Raw genomic sequence first — 16,489 nt, 5'->3', positions numbered from 1 at the left:
CTCCTTATTTTTGTTCAACTACCACTGATAGCCCTTGACCGCCACCCACGCACAATGACGCGCAACCCACGCCATGCCCGCTCCTTTTCATTTCATGCAATAAAGTGACTAATATCCTAGCGCCGCTCGCGCCAATAGGGTGGCCAATCGCTATCGCGCCTCCATTCACATTCACGATATTGTGGTTTAATTCAAGCTCTTTTAGCACGGCGATACTCTGTGCGGCAAAGGCTTCATTGAGTTCAAAAAGATTGATGTCGTTGAGATTCATTTTGACATTTTTAAGATTGTTTTTAATAGCGATGCTTGGGCATATGCCCATAATATCCGGACTGCAACCACCCAAACCAAACCCCTTGATAGTGGCCATGGTTTTTAACCCCAATGCTTGCGCTTTTTTAGCACTGCATAAAATGATAATACTCGCGCCATCATTGATTCCTGATGAATTCCCTGCCGTTACCGATCCGTCTTTTTTAAAGGCGGGTTTGAGCTTTGCAAGGGATTCTAGCGTCGTGTCTCTAGGGTATTCGTCTTCTTTAAAAACCACCACGCCTTTTTTATTCGCTATTTCAATGGGCGTGATTTCTTCTTGGAATTTCTTTGCATTAATGGCGGCTCTTGCTTTGAGTTGCGATTGGAGCGCGAAATTATCTTGCTCTTCTCGGCTTATGTGGTATGCTTGAGCGACATTATCAGCGGTGATCCCCATGTGGTAATCATTGAAAGCATCCCACAATCCATCATGGATCATGGAGTCTATCATGTTCGCATTCCCCATTCTTTTCCCATCTCGCATGTCAAACGACAAATAAGGTGCCATGCTCATGTTTTCCACGCCACCGCACACCACCACTTCATCGTGCCCAAGCATGATGCTGTCATGCGCTAACTGGATAGCTTTCATAGACGATCCACAAACCATATTGACGCTAAAAGCGTTTTTATCATTAGGGATGCCAGCGTCTAGTTGGATCTGCCTGGCGATATTTTGACCCAAACCAGCACCTAAAACATTGCCCAAAATGACAGAATCCACATCGCTAGGTTCAAGTCCGCTCGCATTCAAAGCGTCTTTAAGCACGCTAACACCCATTTCTCTAGCGCCCACATTCTTTAAAGAGCCTAGAAAACTCCCTACCGCGCTTCGTTTTGCCGCCACTACAACCACTTCATTCATGTCTTTGCCTTTAAGTTGATTTATTAGTCATAGTATCACTTTTAGATAATTGACGCCCTAACAGGTTTGATTTTGTTTTAGGTTTTGTTTGAGATTGAGGGCAATCCGTTTATTTTTTTCACAAAAATATTATTTTAGCGTTCAATGATTATTGTATAATTTTTGATATTCAACACAGATTAGTTTAAAACCATAATTATTAGCTTTTAAGCTATAGCCTGTCTTAATGATAGACTATATTATTTATTAAAAACTAAAAGTTTTATTAGCACATAAGTTAGTATAAATACCTATATTTTCATCTTTATCTTCTACTAATAAATAATGATGGCTTTGCTGATACCTTTTTATACTAATTGGTTTTGATTATCCAATAAGCTTCAAGCAAACTCCCTAATTTCTTTCTCTAAAGCGTTAATAAAAACGCTTGAATAGGATTTTTCTTTAGGGAATTTGGCTAAAAAATCATTCAATAGCCCAAGGTATTGCTCCTTATTTAAAGCCCCTTTCAGCACTTCGTATTTTAAAAAAAGCCAGTAAGTATTAAGCACATCGCTCTGACAATAGCTATCAATAATCTCTTTTTTCTCCTTTTGGCTTATCTTAGGGTTGTAATAAATCGCATGCACTAAATCCCCACTCACATCAAATTTACCAGGAATATTCGTCATAGAGCAAATGCCATTCAAATTCAACCCCCTAACGGATCCATAATGGCTCAAGCTATCCATTAAATCCAAATGAAACTGCTCGCTATAACGCGCGCGGTAATTTTCCCATTTGTTTTCTTGGTTGTAAAAAGCGTCCAAGGTTAAATTGTATTTAAGGGCTTTGAGCGTGAGTAGGGGAATATCAAAACCTCTGCCATTAAAGCTTATCAAGCGCGGTTGCTTTTCGTTAAAGTATCTAAAAAAGTCTTCTAAAAGCTCTTTTTCGCTTGTAAAATCCTCTTTATTCTCGTGTTTTTGACCAAAATTCCCCACTTTGATAAATTGCCCGTAATCATCGCCAATGACTGCTGCAATAGAGATGATTTCATGCAAATAAAGAGGCAAAAACTCGCTCCCGCTTTTTTCTTTTTGCTTTTCAAAACTCCATTCACAGATTTTTAGCGCATCGTCTTCTTTTAATTGAAAATGCTCTTTACACAAGCTCACGCTAGGAATGGTTTCTATATCAAACACGCACAACATCACACGCCTCTTTCGCATTTTAATATTCTTGTCTCGCTTTTATTATATAACAATTAGTCTTATAGCGCTATAGTGTTGACTTTTAATCTAAAAACGATATAACTAAAAATTAAAAGGCTTTAATGTGGAGCATTCAAACCCAATGAAAGAAATCACTATCGCCCTTGTGGGCCAGCCTAATGTGGGGAAATCATCCCTCATCAACGCTTTGAGTAACGCCCATTTGAAAGTGGGGAATTTTGCCGGGGTTACCGTGGATAAAATGGAAGTGGGCTTGATCCACAAAGAGCATCAAATCACTATCATTGATTTACCTGGCACTTACGCACTCAATGACTTCACCACTGAAGAAAAGGTTACTAAAGATTTTTTAGAAAAAGGGCAATACGATCTCATTCTTAATGTGGTGGATTCCACCAATTTAGAGCGTAATTTAGCCTTAAGCGCGCAGCTATTAGACACGAATAAAAAAATGCTTCTCGTGCTTAATATGTGGGATGAGGCGCAAAAAGAAGGCATTAAAATCAATACAGAAAAGCTTTCTAAAGAATTAGGGGTTGTGTGCGTGCCAACAAGCGCAAGATCCAAAGAAGATCGCTTGAATACCGAGCTTTTATTAGATGAAATTGTCAGGCTTTATTCTCAAAACACTACAAATAATGAAAGCATAAAAGTCCCATCTCAAAGCTTTAAAGAGTCTTTAAAATACAGCCAGAGCGCTCAAAGAATCGCTAAATTGGTGATCAGTGAAAACAAGCAAAACGCGAGTTTTGAACACACTTATAAGATTGATAAGATTTTAATGCACCCGCGTTATGGGATTTTCATTTTTTTAGGGTTTATGTTTATCATTTTTTCCTTGAGCTTTTTAATAGGAGGGGGAGTGCAAAAAGCGCTTGAAATAGGGTTTAAGTTTTTGAGCGATAGTATTAAAGAAAATGTGGCTAATGAAGATTTAGCGTCTTTGGTGGGCGATGGCATTATTGGGGGAGTGGGAGCGACGGTTTCATTCTTGCCTTTAATTGTGGTGTTGTATTTTGGGATTTCTTTACTAGAGACGACAGGTTATATGAGTAGGGTGGCGTTTTTATTGGATGGAATCTTGCATAAATTTGGCTTGCATGGGAAGAGCTTTATCCCTTTAATCACCGGTTTTGGCTGCTCAGTGCCCGCTTACATGGCGACAAGAACCTTACAAAACTATAACGAACGACTGATCACGCTTTTTGTGATCGGGTTTATGAGCTGCTCGGCAAGGCTGCCTATTTATGTGCTGTTTGTAGGCTCGTTTTTCCCTTCTTCAAGTGCTGGTTTTGTGCTGTTTTGCATTTATATTTTGGGGGCGGTTGTGGCGTTAGTGATGGCCAAATTACTCAAATTAAGCGTGTTTAAAGGACAAACCGAATCTTTTATCATGGAAATGCCCAAATACCGCTTTCCCAGTTGGAGAATGGTCTATTTCAGTATCTACACCAAATCGCTTTCCTACCTAAAAAAGGCCGGGACTTACATTTTAGTGGGAGCGATTTTAATCTGGTTTATGTCTCAATACCCTAAAAGCGATGCGGCTATGAAAACTTATAAACAAGAAAGCTTGTTAGTGGATAAAAACACCACTCTTTCAAGCGAAGCCAAAGAAGAAAAATTAAAAGAATTAAAAACAGAATTAGATAAAAAGAACTTAAAAAATAGCATTGTAGGAAAAGGTGGGGCGTATTTAGAAAAAGTCTTTAGCCCTATGGATTTTGATTGGCGTTTGAGTGTCTCACTTGTAACCGGGTTTATGGCTAAAGAGGTGGTGGTTTCTACTTTGGGCGTGTTGTTTTCTTTAGGGGATCAAAATGAAAAATCTGACGCTTTTAGAGAGATTTTAAGAAAAGAAGTCAGCGTGCCTAGTGGGATCGCTTTTATCGTGTTTGTGATGTTTTATATCCCTTGTTTTGCAGCGACCATTACTTTTGGTAGGGAAGCTGGAGGGATAAAGTTTGTGGCGTATTTATTTATCTTTACAACCGCTGTAGCGTATGCGTTTTCCTTGATAGCTTTTTATGCGACTCAAATTTTGGTTTAAAGGCTAGCCATAAAAGGGTTTAAAAAAACCCTTTATTTGTTTAAAATTCCCCCATTAGAAATATTAAAAATTTTTATTTTTCTTTATATCCTAATCTTTTCTATAAACATTCGCATTAATCGGCATTTTTGATAAAAAAGTCATTAATATTATCTAAATAATAATTTTTTAAAAATTTAAGCTAAAATTAATAATAGTTATTATAAATTTCACCTTGTTGTAAAAGAGAACATTTTTCATAAAAGGTGGTAAATGAAAAGAATTTTAGTCTCTCTAGCTGTTTTGAGTCATAGTGCGCATGCTGTCAAAACTCATAATTTGGAAAGGGTAGAAGCTTCAGGGGTGGCTAACGATAAAGAAGTGCCTTTAAGCTGGAGGAGCAAGGAGGTTAGAAATTATATGGGTTCTCGCACGGTGATTTCTAACAAACAACTCACTAAAAGCGCCAATCAAAGCATTGAAGAAGCTTTGCAAAATGTGCCAGGCGTGCATATTAGAAACTCCACAGGTATTGGAGCTGTGCCTAGCATTTCCATTAGGGGGTTTGGTGCGGGAGGCCCAGGGCACTCTAATACGGGAATGATTCTAGTCAATGGGATTCCTATTTATGTCGCGCCCTATGTTGAAATTGGCACGGTTATTTTTCCCGTAACCTTTCAATCTGTGGATAGAATCAGTGTAACTAAGGGTGGGGAGAGCGTGCGTTATGGCCCTAACGCTTTTGGCGGTGTGATCAACATTATCACCAAAGGCATTCCTACCAAGTGGGAAAGTCAGGTGAGCGAGAGGACCACTTTTTGGGGCAAGTCTGAAAATGGGGGGTTTTTCAATCAGAATTCTAAAAACATTGATAAAAGCTTAGTTAATAACATGCTTTTTAACACCTATTTAAGAACGGGGGGTATGATGAATAAGCATTTTGGAATCCAAGCTCAAGTCAATTGGCTCAAAGGGCAAGGGTTTAGATACAACAGCCCTACCAACATTCAAAACTACTTGCTAGATTCGTTGTATCAAATCAATGATAGCAACAAGATCACTGCTTTTTTTCAATATTACAGCTATTTTTTAACAGACCCTGGGTCTTTAGGTATAGCTGCCTATAATGAAAATCGTTTTCAAAATAACCGCCCTAACAACGATAAAAGCGGGAGAGCGAAGCGATGGGGAGCTGTGTATCAAAACTTTTTTGGGGATACGGATAAAATAGGGGGGATTTCACTTTCAGTTACTATGGGCATGACATGTCAAGGGATTTTAAATTTGATTCTAACTATTTAAATGTCAATACCAATCCTAAATTAGGCCCTGTTTATACCGATCAAAATTATCCAGGATTTTTTATTTTTGATCATTTAAGGCGTTATGTGATGAACGCTTTTGAGCCTAATTTGAACTTAGTTGTCAATACCAATAAAGTTAAGCAAACTTTTAATGTGGGCATGCGTTTTATGACGATGGACATGTTCATTAGATCCGATCAAAGCACATGCGAAAAATCAGATATTATTGATGGGGTGTGCCATATGCCCCCATATGTTCTTTCTAAAAAGCCTAGTAACAATCAAGAAATGTTTAACAACTATACAGCGGTATGGTTGAGCGATAAAATAGAGCTTTTTGATTCTAAATTGGTGATAACTCCAGGGATTAGATACACTTTTTTGAACTATAACAACAAAGAGCCAGAAAAGCACGATTTTTCCGTATGGACCAGTAAAAAACAGCGTCAAAACGAATGGAGTCCCGCCCTTAACATTGGCTATAAACCTATGGAAAATTGGATATGGTATGCGAACTACCGCCGCAGTTTTATCCCCCCACAACACACAATGGTAGGCATTACTAGGACTAATTACAACCAAATTTTTAATGAAATTGAAGTGGGGCAACGCTATAGTTATAAAAATCTATTGAGCTTTAATACCAATTATTTTGTGATTTTTGCCAATCGTTACTATGCGGGAGGCTATAGTCCACAGCCTGTGAATGCTAGGAGCCAAGGGGTGGAATTAGAATTGTATTACGCGCCGATTAGGGGTTTGCAATTCCATGTGGCTTACACTTATATTGATGCACGCATCACTTCTAACGCTGATGATATTGCTTATTATTTTACAGGCATTGTCAATAAACCATTTGACATTAAAGGGAAGCGTTTGCCTTATGTGAGTCCTAACCAATTCATATTTGACATGATGTATACTTACAAGCACACGACTTTTGGAATCAGTAGTTATTTTTATAGCCGCGCTTATAGCTCCATGCTCAATCAGGCCAAAAGCCAAACCGTGTGCTTGCCCTTAAACCCAGAATACACAGGGGGGCTAGAGTATGGTTGTAATTCAGTGGGGTTATTGCCCTTGTATTTTGTGTTGAACGTTCAAGTAAGCTCCGTTTTATGGCAAAGCGGTAGGCATAAAATCACAGGGAGTTTGCAAATCAATAACCTTTTTAACATGAAATATTATTTTAGGGGGATTGGCACAAGCCCTACAGGGAGAGAGCCCGCACCAGGGAGATCCATTACAGCGTATTTGAATTATGAGTTTTAAATTGGTTTCAAGCTTTTATAGCTTGAATGTTTGATATTAAACCATTTTAAAACTCGCTACTAAATTTTCGGTCAATAAATTAAACCCATCCACCAGAATAAACACCAAAATTTTAAAAGGCAGAGAAATCATTACAGGCGGGAGCATCATCATGCCCATCGCCATTAAAATAGAGCTGATCACCATATCAATCACCAAAAAAGGCAAGTAGAGTAAAAAGCCGATTTGAAACGCTGTTTTCAACTCGCTTATCATAAACGCCGGGATCAAAACGCTCAAACTCACCTCATCAGGGGTTTTAGGGTTAGGCAGGTTTCTGATCCTAAAAAAAAGCGCTAGATCCTTTTCTCGTGTGTTTTTAAGCATGAATTCCTTGAAAGGCAGAGCGCTTTTTTCAAACGCTTCGGTGTAAGAAATCTTTTTATCCATATAAGGCTTAATCCCTGTATCATAAGCCTTTTTCAAACTAGGTTCCATGATAAAAAAAGTCAATATCAAAGAGAGCGAAACTAAAATTTGAGTGGGTGGGGTTTGTTGCGTGCCTAAAGCGGTCCTTAAAAAAGAAAACACCACGATCAAACGGGTGAAACTCGTCATCACTAAAATCAACGATGGGGCTAAAACCAAAAGCGTGAGCAGGGCGATAACATTAAGGGTGGTTACGAGTTGTTTAGGATCACTAGGAGCGTTTAAAGAGAGATTGACGCTAGGTAAAGCGCTATCAGCGCTCATTAAGGGGCATATTAAAGGGCAAATGAGAGCAAGCATTAAAAAAATGAAAAAACGCACAATTCTAGCCTTAAATCTTTAATAAAAACAAGGTCAAATTATAAGATAAGGCATGTTAAAATTCCCTAAAATAACCCCATAAATTGAAGGATTTTAATGCTTTCTGTAATCATACTGGCCGCTGGTAAAGGCACTCGCATGCGTTCTAGCCTGCCTAAGACTTTACACACGATTTGCGGAGAGCCTATGCTGTTTTACATTTTAGAAGTGGCTTTTTCAATCAGTAATGATGTGCATCTTGTCTTACACCACCAACAAGAACGCATTAAAGAAGCGGTGTTGGAGTGTTTTAAGGGCGTGATTTTTCACGCTCAAATCGTGGAAAAATATTCAGGGACAGGTGGGGCTATCATGCAAGAAGATAAATCGCCTATCCCTACGAAACACGATCGGGTTTTGATTTTGAATGCGGACATGCCCTTAATCACTAAAGACGCTCTTACCCCCTTATTAGAAAGCAAGAATAACGCTATAGGCTTACTCCATTTAGCTGATCCTAAAGGTTATGGGCGCGTTGTTTTAGAAAACCATCAGGTTAAAAAGATTGTAGAAGAAAAGGACGCTAATGATGAAGAAAAAACCATTAAAAGCGTGAATGCTGGCGTGTATTTTTTTGAAAGAAAGTTTTTAGAAAAATACTTGCCCCAGCTTAATGACCAAAACGCCCAAAAAGAATACTACCTCACGGATTTAATCGCTTTGGGTATTAAGGGGAACGAAAAAATTGACGCTATTTTTTTAGAAGAAGAGTGTTTTTTAGGGGTGAATAGCCAAACAGAAAGGGCGAAGGCTGAAGAAATCATGCTAGAAAGACTGCGGAAAAACGCCATGGACTTGGGGGTAGTGATGCAATTGCCTAATAGCATTTATTTAGAAAAAGGCGTGAGTTTTAAGGGGGAGTGCGTTTTAGAGCAAGGGGTGCGTTTGATTGGGAATTGTTTGATAGAAAACGCACGTATTAAGGCTTATAGCGTGATAGAAGAGAGCCAGATTGTTAATAGCAGTGTGGGGCCATTTGCCCATGCGCGCCCTAAAAGCGTGATTTGTAATAGCCATGTGGGGAATTTTGTAGAGACTAAAAACGCTAAACTTCAAGGCGCTAAAGCAGGGCATTTGAGCTATTTAGGGGATTGCGAGATAGGGAAAAACACAAATGTGGGGGCTGGCGTGATCACTTGCAATTATGATGGTAAAAAGAAACACCAAACGATCATCGGTGAAAATGTCTTTATAGGGAGCGATAGCCAGCTAGTCGCCCCCATAAATATCGGCTCTAATGTCTTAATCGGCAGCGGCACCACCATCACTAAAGACATTCCTAGCGGTTCGTTAAGCCTTTCACGCGCCCCTCAAATTAACATTGAAAACGGGTATTTTAAGTTTTTTAAGAAACCTTAATTTGTTTAAATAATGAAAAATCCTAAAATATTATAATCATTTACCTTAATCCTGTAATTTGAGTAGAAACAAAACGCTTATTGAGATTTTTGTGATATTTGGCTGATCTGTAACAACGCTTTTAATAGGGTTGTGGTATAAATATTCTCATAAGGTATGCCCAAACATGCCTTGAATCTCCATTTTATGAAAGGATTTGTTATGAGTGGATTAAAAACATTTAGTTGTGTAGTGGTTTTATGCGGTGCAATGGCTAATGTAGCTGTAGCTAGTCCTAAAATAGAGGCAAGGGGTCAGCTTGGCAGAGATATAGGAGGAGACATTGGTTCAACAATGGGAGCGGTCAGAGGGCCGTTAGGGGCTGCGATTGGGGGTCAGCTTGGTCGGGAAATAGGCGATAAGGTAGAAGATTTTATTCGTGATTTCATAGACAGAGAGCCTCAAACTAGAGAGCCTCAGACTAGAGAACCACAAGCCCCAAGAGAACCTATCCGTGATTTTTATGATTACGGCTATAGTTTTGGGCATGCTTGGTGATCTTAAATGAGCCAAGGTGATGGGGGGAAGGAAATAACATGGATACTACAAAAGAGAATTTGAATGGCTCAAAAGAGCGTTTGAATTATACTGAATATAGTATAGCAATGGGTTTAGTTGCTATAATTTGTTACTCCATAGTTTTTAGAACAGCTCTTTATCGCTCAGATGTTGGTGATCCGATTTTCAACCCTAAAGATAGTTACTATGTGTGGCTAACGACTCTAATAGCGGCTTTGTTGTCTAACCTCTTGTTCAACCCAAAAGGCAGGTCGGCAGGTTATTTCATTATTGAAACTTGGCAAGGATTCCCCAAGTTTTTTAAAGCCATTTTTAAGGCTAGGTTTTTTGGCGCGTTTTATGACGCTGTGTTAGGGGCAAGACTAAGGGATTTTTATATGGTGCTCTTAACGATACCTTTTGGTATCGCTATGCATGAAATTTCAGCGTATTGCGGGCATCCTAGCAACTTTCTTGTAGAGGGTTTGATTATTGTAGGGTTTCAATGTTTTCTTAAGCTTTGTGCTAAATTAGGGTGGTGATTTAACCCAAATGGCATTAAATGGAGGGGGGAGTAAAAAATTAAAGAAACTTTAAAACTCATTCTTTATTATTGAAAACGGGTATTTTAAGTTTTTTAAGAAGCCTTAAGGAGCTTGAAAAGAATTGCAATGTTTTAAAACTTCATTGAGCGTATTTTTAAATAATGATTTACCTTAATCCTGTAATTTGAGTAGAAACAAAACGCTTATTGAGATTTTTGTGATATTTGGCTGATCTGTAACAACGCTTTTAATAGGGTTGTGGTATAAATATTCTCATAAGGTATGCCCAAACATGCCTTGAATCTCCATTTTATGAAAGGATTTGTTATGAGTGGATTAAAAACATTTAGTTGTGTAGTGGTTTTATGCGGTGCAATGGCTAATGTAGCTGTAGCTAGTCCTAAAATAGAGGCAAGGGGTGAATTAGGCAAACTTATAGGGGGTGGTGTTGGGGGTTTTGTTGGTGATAAAATTGGAGGAGCAATTGGGGTTCCTGGAGGTCCAGTGGGTATTGGATTAGGGAGATTTCTTGGTAGCACAGTAGGAGGATATATTGGGTCTGAAGTAGGCGATAGGGTAGAAGATTTTATCCGTGGCGTTGATAGAGAGCCTCAAACTAGAGAGCCTCAGACTAGAGAACCACAAGCCCCAAGAGAACCTATCCGTGATTTTTATGATTACGGCTATAGTTTTGGGCATGCTTGGTGATCTTAAATGAGCCAAGGTGATGGGGGGAAGGAAATAACATGGATACCACAAAAGAGAATTTGAATGGCTCAAAAAAGCGTTTGAGCGACTGGGAATATCAATGGGCAGTGGCTATAGTCTATGCGGGATGCATATCCACATTGCGTTATAGCCAAGGCGCTAGCGATCCACTTTTTAACCCTAAAGACAGCTATTACGCGTGGCTAACAATCTTAATAGCGGCTTTGTTGTCTAACCTTTTATTTGACCCTCGAGGTAGGGATTGTTATAAGTCTTTCCAAGTAAGATACCCTAGGTTTCTCAAAGCCATTTTTAAGGCTAGGTTTTTTGGCGCGTTTTATAACGCTGTGTTAGGATCAAGACTAAGGGATTTTTATGTGATGCTTTTAACGATGCCCTTTATTGCCGCTATCCATGAGATCTCGGCGTATTGTGGGCATCCTAGCAATCTCCTTATAGAGGGTTTGGTTATGCTTGGCTTTCTTGTGTGTTTTGGGATTTGTGTTAGGCTTTGCGCTAAATTAGGGTGGTGATTTAACCCAAATAGCATTAAATGGAGGGGGTATAAAAAATTAAAAAACTTTAAAACTCATTCTCATTAACAAAACAGATCCAACTTGAACTTTTCTTTTTCTTAAGTTTTTTATTGATACAATGCCAAATTTAAAAGAAAACGATTTGATTTAAAGGAAAAATTTTGATTACGGTGGTTAAACGAAACGGGCGCATTGAGCCTTTGGACATTACAAAAATCCAAAAATACACTAAGGACGCTACGGACAATTTAGAGGGCGTGAGCCAAAGTGAGCTGGAAGTGGATGCGAGGTTGCAATTCAGGGACAAGATCACTACTGAAGAAATCCAACAAACTTTGATTAAAACCGCTGTGGATAAAATAGATATTGACACGCCTAATTGGAGCTTTGTCGCCTCAAGGCTTTTTTTGTATGATTTATACCATAAAGTGAGTGGTTTTACAGGGTATAGGCATTTGAAAGAGTATTTTGAAAACGCTGAAGAAAAGGGCCGCATCCTTAAGGGCTTTAAGGAAAAATTTGATTTAGAGTTTTTAAATAGCCAGATCAAGCCTGAAAGGGATTTCCAATTCAATTATTTAGGGATTAAAACCTTGTATGATCGCTATTTGTTAAAAGACACTAACAATAACCCTATTGAACTGCCCCAGCACATGTTTATGAGCATTGCGATGTTTTTAGCGCAAAACGAACAAGAACCCAATAAAATCGCTTTAGAATTTTATGAAGTTTTAAGCAAGTTTGAAGCGATGTGCGCAACCCCCACTCTAGCGAACGCGCGCACCACCAAGCACCAATTAAGCTCATGCTACATTGGTAGCACGCCGGATAATATTGAGGGGATTTTTGACAGCTATAAGGAAATGGCGCTATTGTCCAAATACGGCGGAGGGATCGGCTGGGATTTTTCTTTGGTGCGATCTATTGGGAGTTATATTGATGGGCATAAAAATGCGAGCGCTGGCACGATCCCTTTTTTAAAAATCGCTAACGATGTGGCAATTGCGGTGGATCAATTAGGCACACGAAAGGGTGCGATTGCGGTGTATTTGGAAATCTGGCACATTGATGTGATGGAGTTCATTGATTTAAGGAAAAATAGCGGCGATGAAAGGCGAAGAGCGCATGATTTGTTCCCGGCTCTTTGGGTGTGCGATTTGTTCATGAAAAGGGTTTTAGAAGACGCCATGTGGACTTTGTTTGACCCTTATGAGTGTAAGGATTTGACTGAACTTTATGGGCAGGATTTTGAAAAACGCTATTTAGAGTATGAAAAAGATCCTAAAATCATTAAAGAATACATTAACGCTAAAGATTTATGGAAAAAAATCTTAATGAATTATTTTGAAGCCGGTTTGCCTTTCTTGGCCTTTAAAGACAACGCCAATCGGTGCAATCCAAACGCTCATGCAGGAATCATTCGATCGTCTAATTTATGCACAGAGATTTTTCAAAATACCGCGCCCAACCACTACTACATGCAAATAGAATACACCGACGGCACCATAGAGTTTTTTGAAGAAAAAGAGTTGGTAACGACAGATAGTAACATCACTAAATGCGCTAACAAGCTCACTAGCACGGATATTCTAAAAGGCAAAAAAATCTATATCGCTACTAAGGTCGCTAAAGACGGGCAAACGGCGGTGTGCAATCTAGCGAGCATCAATTTAAGCAAGATCAACACCGAAGAAGACATTAAAAGGGTCGTGCCGATCATTATCAGGCTCTTAGACAATGTGATTGATTTGAATTTCTACCCTAACCGCAAAGTCAAAGCCACTAATTTACAAAATAGAGCTATAGGGTTAGGGGTTATGGGTGAAGCGCAAATGCTCGCAGAACACCAAATCGCCTGGGGATCTAAAGAGCATTTAGAAAAAATTGATGCTTTAATGGAGCAAATCAGCTACCATGCGATTGACACGAGCGCGAATTTAGCGAAAGAAAAAGGGGTGTATAAGGATTTTGAAAATTCAGAATGGAGTAAGGGGATTTTCCCCATTGATAAAGCCAATAATGAAGCCTTAAAGCTCACCGAAAAAGGGCTTTTTAACCACGCTTGCGATTGGCAAGGTTTGAGGGAAAAAGTCAAAGCCAATGGCATGCGTAATGGCTATTTAATGGCGATCGCTCCTACAAGCTCCATTTCTATTTTAGTAGGCACAACCCAAACGATTGAACCCATTTATAAGAAAAAATGGTTTGAAGAAAATTTGAGCGGGCTAATTCCAGTTGTAGTGCCTAATTTGAATGTAGAAACCTGGAATTTTTACACATCAGCCTATGATATTGACGCTAAAGATTTGATTAAAGCAGCGGCCGTGCGCCAAAAGTGGATCGATCAAGGCCAAAGCATTAATGTGTTTTTACGCATAGAAAACGCTAGCGGTAAAACCTTGCATGAAATCTACACGCTCGCTTGGAAATTAGGACTCAAATCCACTTATTATTTGCGCAGCGAAAGCCCTAGCATAGATGAAAAAAGCGTGTTGGATCGATCGGTGGAGTGTTTTAATTGCCAATAATATAAGCTTAAATAAGCTAATCTTTGCTAAAATGAGATTTAAAATTATTTAAGGAAGATGAATGCTTTTTGCGATGATTGGTTCAGGGGGTTTATCGCTCCCAAGCACTTGCAAGCGATTAGAGATACAGGGCATTTTTTGGATTGCTCTTTTGATATTCACGATAGCGTGGGGGTTTTAGATGAGTATTTCCCGCAATCAGAGTTTTTTACCAATATTGAAGATTTTGAAAAGCATTTAGAGCAATCTAGGGCTATGGGTAAAGAAATCAACTATTTGAGCGTTTGCACGCCCACGCACACGCATTTTGATCACATCCGTTTCGGGTTAAGAAACGGCATGCATGTGATTTGTGAAAAACCCTTAGTTTTAGACCCTGGCGAAATACAAGAATTGAAAGATTTGGAGGTGAAACACCAAAAAAGGGTGTTCAGTCTTTTGCCCTTGCGCTTGCATTGCGACACGCTGGCTTTGAAAGAAAAAATCAAGAGCGAATTAGACAAAAACCCTGAAAAAGTGTTTGACATCACGCTCACTTATATCAGCGTTCAAGGGAAATGGTATTTTTCTTCATGGCGAGCGGATGTGAATAGGAGTGGGGGGCTAGCCACTCAAATGGGAGTGAATATCTTTGACACTTTATTGTATTTGTTTGGAGGCGTTAAAGACAAGGTTATCAACAGAGAAGAGCCTGACTGCGTGTGCGGGATACTCTTTTTAGAGCATGCCAAAATAAGATGGTTTTTTTCCATCAATCCAGAACACATGGGAGTGGCTAAAGAAAAAGTTTATCATAAAATGATCCTAGAGGGCGAAGAAGTCAATCTCACGCAGAGCTTTGATAACCTGTATATAGAAAGCTACAAACAGATTTTAGCTCAAGGGGGGTTTGGTTTGGATGACGCTATGACGTCTATCAAACTGGCTTATGAATTAAGAAACCTCTCTATTAGCGAACCCAATGATGATTCGCATGCTTTGTGTTGCAAAAACAAAACAGACCAATAAAAGCATGACTTTTAAAAGCGTTGTTTAGGGGGTTTGGTATTAGCGTTTGATTAGAATAGGGTTATTTTTAATTTTCTTTTAAGAGGGGGTTTTACTTTTTAAGGGTTTTTATGGATATTTATGTGTTATACATAGCGATAGGGCTTTTTACTGGCATTCTATCAGGGATTTTTGGCATTGGTGGGGGGTTGATCATTGTCCCTATCATGCTCGCAACCGGGCATTCTTTTGAAGAATCCATTGGGATTTCCATTTTGCAAATGGCGCTTTCATCGTTCGTGGGATCTGTTTTGAATTTCAAAAAAAAATCGCTTGATTTTTCTTTAGGCTTGTTGATAGGGGCAGGGGGACTGATAGGGGCGAGTTTTAGCGGATTCGTTTTAAAAATCGTTTCCAGTAAAATTTTAATGGTTATTTTCGCGCTTTTAGTCGTGTATTCTATGATCCAATTTGTTCTAAAACCTAAAAAAAAAGATTTGATAACGGATACCAAACGCTACCATTTACAAGGTTTGAAATTATTTTTAATTGGCGCGCTCACAGGATTTTTTGCCATCACTTTAGGGATTGGCGGGGGGATGCTCATGGTGCCTTTGATGCATTATTTTTTAGGGTATGATTCTAAAAAATGCGTGGCGTTAGGGCTATTTTTCATCTTGTTTTCTTCCATTTCAGGAGCTTTTTCTTTAATGTATCACCACATCATCAATAAAGAAGTGCTTTTAGCAGGGGCGATTGTGGGCTTAGGATCAGTTATGGGCGTGAGCATTGGGATTAAATGGATCATGGGGCTTTTGAACGAAAAGATGCATAAAATTTTGATTTTAGGGGTGTATGGTTTGTCGCTATTGATTGTTTTATACAAGATCTTTTTTTGATGACTTTATACCACTACTATTTTAAGACCCCTAAGAGTTTCCCTTTAGAGTATTTGCATTTGTGCACTAATGAGAGCCATTTATTGAGATTGGATTTTGATACGACCAATTTTTCTCATAACACCCCTATGAATGCCCCATTAAAACTCAGCGTTCAAGCCTTAGAGCGCTATTTTTTGGGACAACTTTTTGAATTTGATGCGCCTTTAGATTTGATAGGGACTTTTTTTCAAAAACAAGTTTGGTCTGCGTTAATGACTATCCCTTATGGCAAGACAAAAAGTTACGATGAAATCGCAAAACTCATTAATAACCCTAAATCTTGCAGAGCTATTGGCAACGCTAATTATAATAACCCCATTTCTTTGATCGTGCCTTGTCATAGAGTGGTGCGTAAAAATGGCGCTTTAGGGGGGTATAATGGGGGCATAGAAGTCAAAAAGTGGCTGTTAGAATTTGAAAGCAAAATTTTAAATGAGCGAGCTAAAAATTTTTTGATTTCTTGAAAAATGGGGGTTTAAGTGATTTTATGGTAAAAATCATTTTCTTAAGGGAGTAGGGGG

The 16,489-nt window shown here is 38.9% G+C and carries 12 protein-coding genes and 3 pseudogenes; 11 read left to right on the top strand and 4 right to left on the bottom strand.

Annotation, left to right across the window (positions count from 1 at the left end; genetic code table 11):
- Nucleotides 1-4: 4 nt before the first annotated feature.
- Both D2C72_02650 and D2C72_02645 read right to left on the bottom strand, forming a co-directional pair.
- A complete protein-coding gene (locus D2C72_02650) occupies nucleotides 5-1,180 on the bottom strand; it encodes an acetyl-CoA C-acetyltransferase (protein QEF43311.1) in 1,176 nt (391 codons plus the stop codon).
- Between the two features lie 380 nt (nucleotides 1,181-1,560).
- On the bottom strand, nucleotides 1,561-2,373 hold the full coding sequence (locus D2C72_02645; protein QEF43310.1) for a 3'-5' exonuclease: 813 nt from the start codon (nucleotides 2,371-2,373) through the stop codon (nucleotides 1,561-1,563).
- A gap of 142 nt (nucleotides 2,374-2,515) precedes the next feature.
- Between D2C72_02645 and feoB the strand changes: the two genes are divergently transcribed.
- Nucleotides 2,516-4,444, top strand: a complete 1,929-nt coding sequence (feoB, locus tag D2C72_02640) for a ferrous iron transport protein B (protein QEF44170.1) — start codon at nucleotides 2,516-2,518, stop codon at nucleotides 4,442-4,444.
- Nucleotides 4,445-4,696: 252 nt separating this feature from the next.
- A pseudogene (locus tag D2C72_02635) lies at nucleotides 4,697-6,999 on the top strand (ligand-gated channel).
- A gap of 36 nt (nucleotides 7,000-7,035) precedes the next feature.
- Here D2C72_02635 and fliP read toward each other — a convergent pair.
- Complete coding sequence (gene fliP, locus D2C72_02630; GenBank protein ID QEF43309.1) at nucleotides 7,036-7,788, bottom strand: flagellar biosynthetic protein FliP; 753 nt, start codon at nucleotides 7,786-7,788, stop codon at nucleotides 7,036-7,038.
- A gap of 33 nt (nucleotides 7,789-7,821) precedes the next feature.
- Nucleotides 7,822-7,928, bottom strand: a pseudogene (locus D2C72_02625) (flagellar biosynthesis protein flip).
- Here D2C72_02625 and glmU point away from each other — a divergent pair.
- From glmU to D2C72_02580, 9 genes and pseudogenes are all read left to right on the top strand, one after another.
- Nucleotides 7,885-9,186 (top strand): bifunctional UDP-N-acetylglucosamine diphosphorylase/glucosamine-1-phosphate N-acetyltransferase GlmU, encoded by a 1,302-nt coding sequence (gene glmU / locus D2C72_02620; protein ID QEF43308.1) that lies wholly within the window; start codon nucleotides 7,885-7,887, stop codon nucleotides 9,184-9,186. The pseudogene D2C72_02625 and the gene glmU overlap by 44 nt on opposite strands.
- A 201-nt stretch (nucleotides 9,187-9,387) precedes the next feature.
- The gene (locus D2C72_02615; GenBank protein ID QEF43307.1) at nucleotides 9,388-9,723 is read left to right on the top strand and encodes a pantothenate kinase; all 336 of its coding nucleotides are present in this window, start codon (nucleotides 9,388-9,390) and stop codon (nucleotides 9,721-9,723) included.
- A 38-nt stretch (nucleotides 9,724-9,761) separates the two neighbouring features.
- Nucleotides 9,762-10,265, top strand: a complete 504-nt coding sequence (locus tag D2C72_02610; GenBank protein ID QEF43306.1) for a hypothetical protein — start codon at nucleotides 9,762-9,764, stop codon at nucleotides 10,263-10,265.
- A 285-nt stretch (nucleotides 10,266-10,550) separates the two neighbouring features.
- Nucleotides 10,551-10,976, top strand: coding sequence for a pantothenate kinase (locus D2C72_02605; GenBank protein ID QEF43305.1), 426 nt, complete (start codon nucleotides 10,551-10,553; stop codon nucleotides 10,974-10,976).
- 38 nt (nucleotides 10,977-11,014) lie between these two features.
- The gene (locus tag D2C72_02600; protein QEF43304.1) at nucleotides 11,015-11,509 is read left to right on the top strand and encodes a hypothetical protein; all 495 of its coding nucleotides are present in this window, start codon (nucleotides 11,015-11,017) and stop codon (nucleotides 11,507-11,509) included.
- A gap of 164 nt (nucleotides 11,510-11,673) precedes the next feature.
- A complete protein-coding gene (locus D2C72_02595; GenBank protein QEF43303.1) occupies nucleotides 11,674-14,040 on the top strand; it encodes a ribonucleoside-diphosphate reductase subunit alpha in 2,367 nt (788 codons plus the stop codon).
- 61 nt (nucleotides 14,041-14,101) lie between these two features.
- Nucleotides 14,102-15,048: pseudogene (locus tag D2C72_02590) on the top strand (gfo/Idh/MocA family oxidoreductase).
- 110 nt (nucleotides 15,049-15,158) lie between these two features.
- Nucleotides 15,159-15,926: a sulfite exporter TauE/SafE family protein gene (locus D2C72_02585; protein ID QEF43302.1), complete on the top strand. Its 768-nt coding sequence runs from the start codon at nucleotides 15,159-15,161 to the stop codon at nucleotides 15,924-15,926.
- The gene (locus D2C72_02580; GenBank protein QEF43301.1) at nucleotides 15,926-16,432 is read left to right on the top strand and encodes a methylated-DNA--[protein]-cysteine S-methyltransferase; all 507 of its coding nucleotides are present in this window, start codon (nucleotides 15,926-15,928) and stop codon (nucleotides 16,430-16,432) included. Before D2C72_02585 ends, D2C72_02580 begins: the two co-directional genes overlap by 1 nt.
- Nucleotides 16,433-16,489 lie beyond the last annotated feature (57 nt).

The organism is Helicobacter pylori, assembly GCA_008032955.1.
Lineage (GTDB): Bacteria > Campylobacterota > Campylobacteria > Campylobacterales > Helicobacteraceae > Helicobacter > Helicobacter pylori_DC.
Note: the sequence above shows the minus strand (reverse complement) of the source record. Positions and strands in the feature narration are given on the sequence as shown.

What these genes read in the sequence shown, in the direction of transcription:
- D2C72_02650 (QEF43311.1), bottom strand. Translation starts at nt 1,180, where the DNA reads ATGAATGAAGTGGTTGTAGTGGCGGCAAAACGAAGCGCGGTAGGGAGT.
- D2C72_02645 (QEF43310.1), bottom strand. Translation starts at nt 2,373, where the DNA reads ATGTTGTGCGTGTTTGATATAGAAACCATTCCTAGCGTGAGCTTGTGT.
- feoB (QEF44170.1), top strand. Translation starts at nt 2,516, where the DNA reads ATGAAAGAAATCACTATCGCCCTTGTGGGCCAGCCTAATGTGGGGAAA.
- glmU (QEF43308.1), top strand. Translation starts at nt 7,885, where the DNA reads ATGCTTTCTGTAATCATACTGGCCGCTGGTAAAGGCACTCGCATGCGT.
- D2C72_02615 (QEF43307.1), top strand. Translation starts at nt 9,388, where the DNA reads ATGAGTGGATTAAAAACATTTAGTTGTGTAGTGGTTTTATGCGGTGCA.
- D2C72_02610 (QEF43306.1), top strand. Translation starts at nt 9,762, where the DNA reads ATGGATACTACAAAAGAGAATTTGAATGGCTCAAAAGAGCGTTTGAAT.
- D2C72_02605 (QEF43305.1), top strand. Translation starts at nt 10,551, where the DNA reads ATGCCCAAACATGCCTTGAATCTCCATTTTATGAAAGGATTTGTTATG.
- D2C72_02600 (QEF43304.1), top strand. Translation starts at nt 11,015, where the DNA reads ATGGATACCACAAAAGAGAATTTGAATGGCTCAAAAAAGCGTTTGAGC.
- D2C72_02585 (QEF43302.1), top strand. Translation starts at nt 15,159, where the DNA reads ATGGATATTTATGTGTTATACATAGCGATAGGGCTTTTTACTGGCATT.
- D2C72_02580 (QEF43301.1), top strand. Translation starts at nt 15,926, where the DNA reads ATGACTTTATACCACTACTATTTTAAGACCCCTAAGAGTTTCCCTTTA.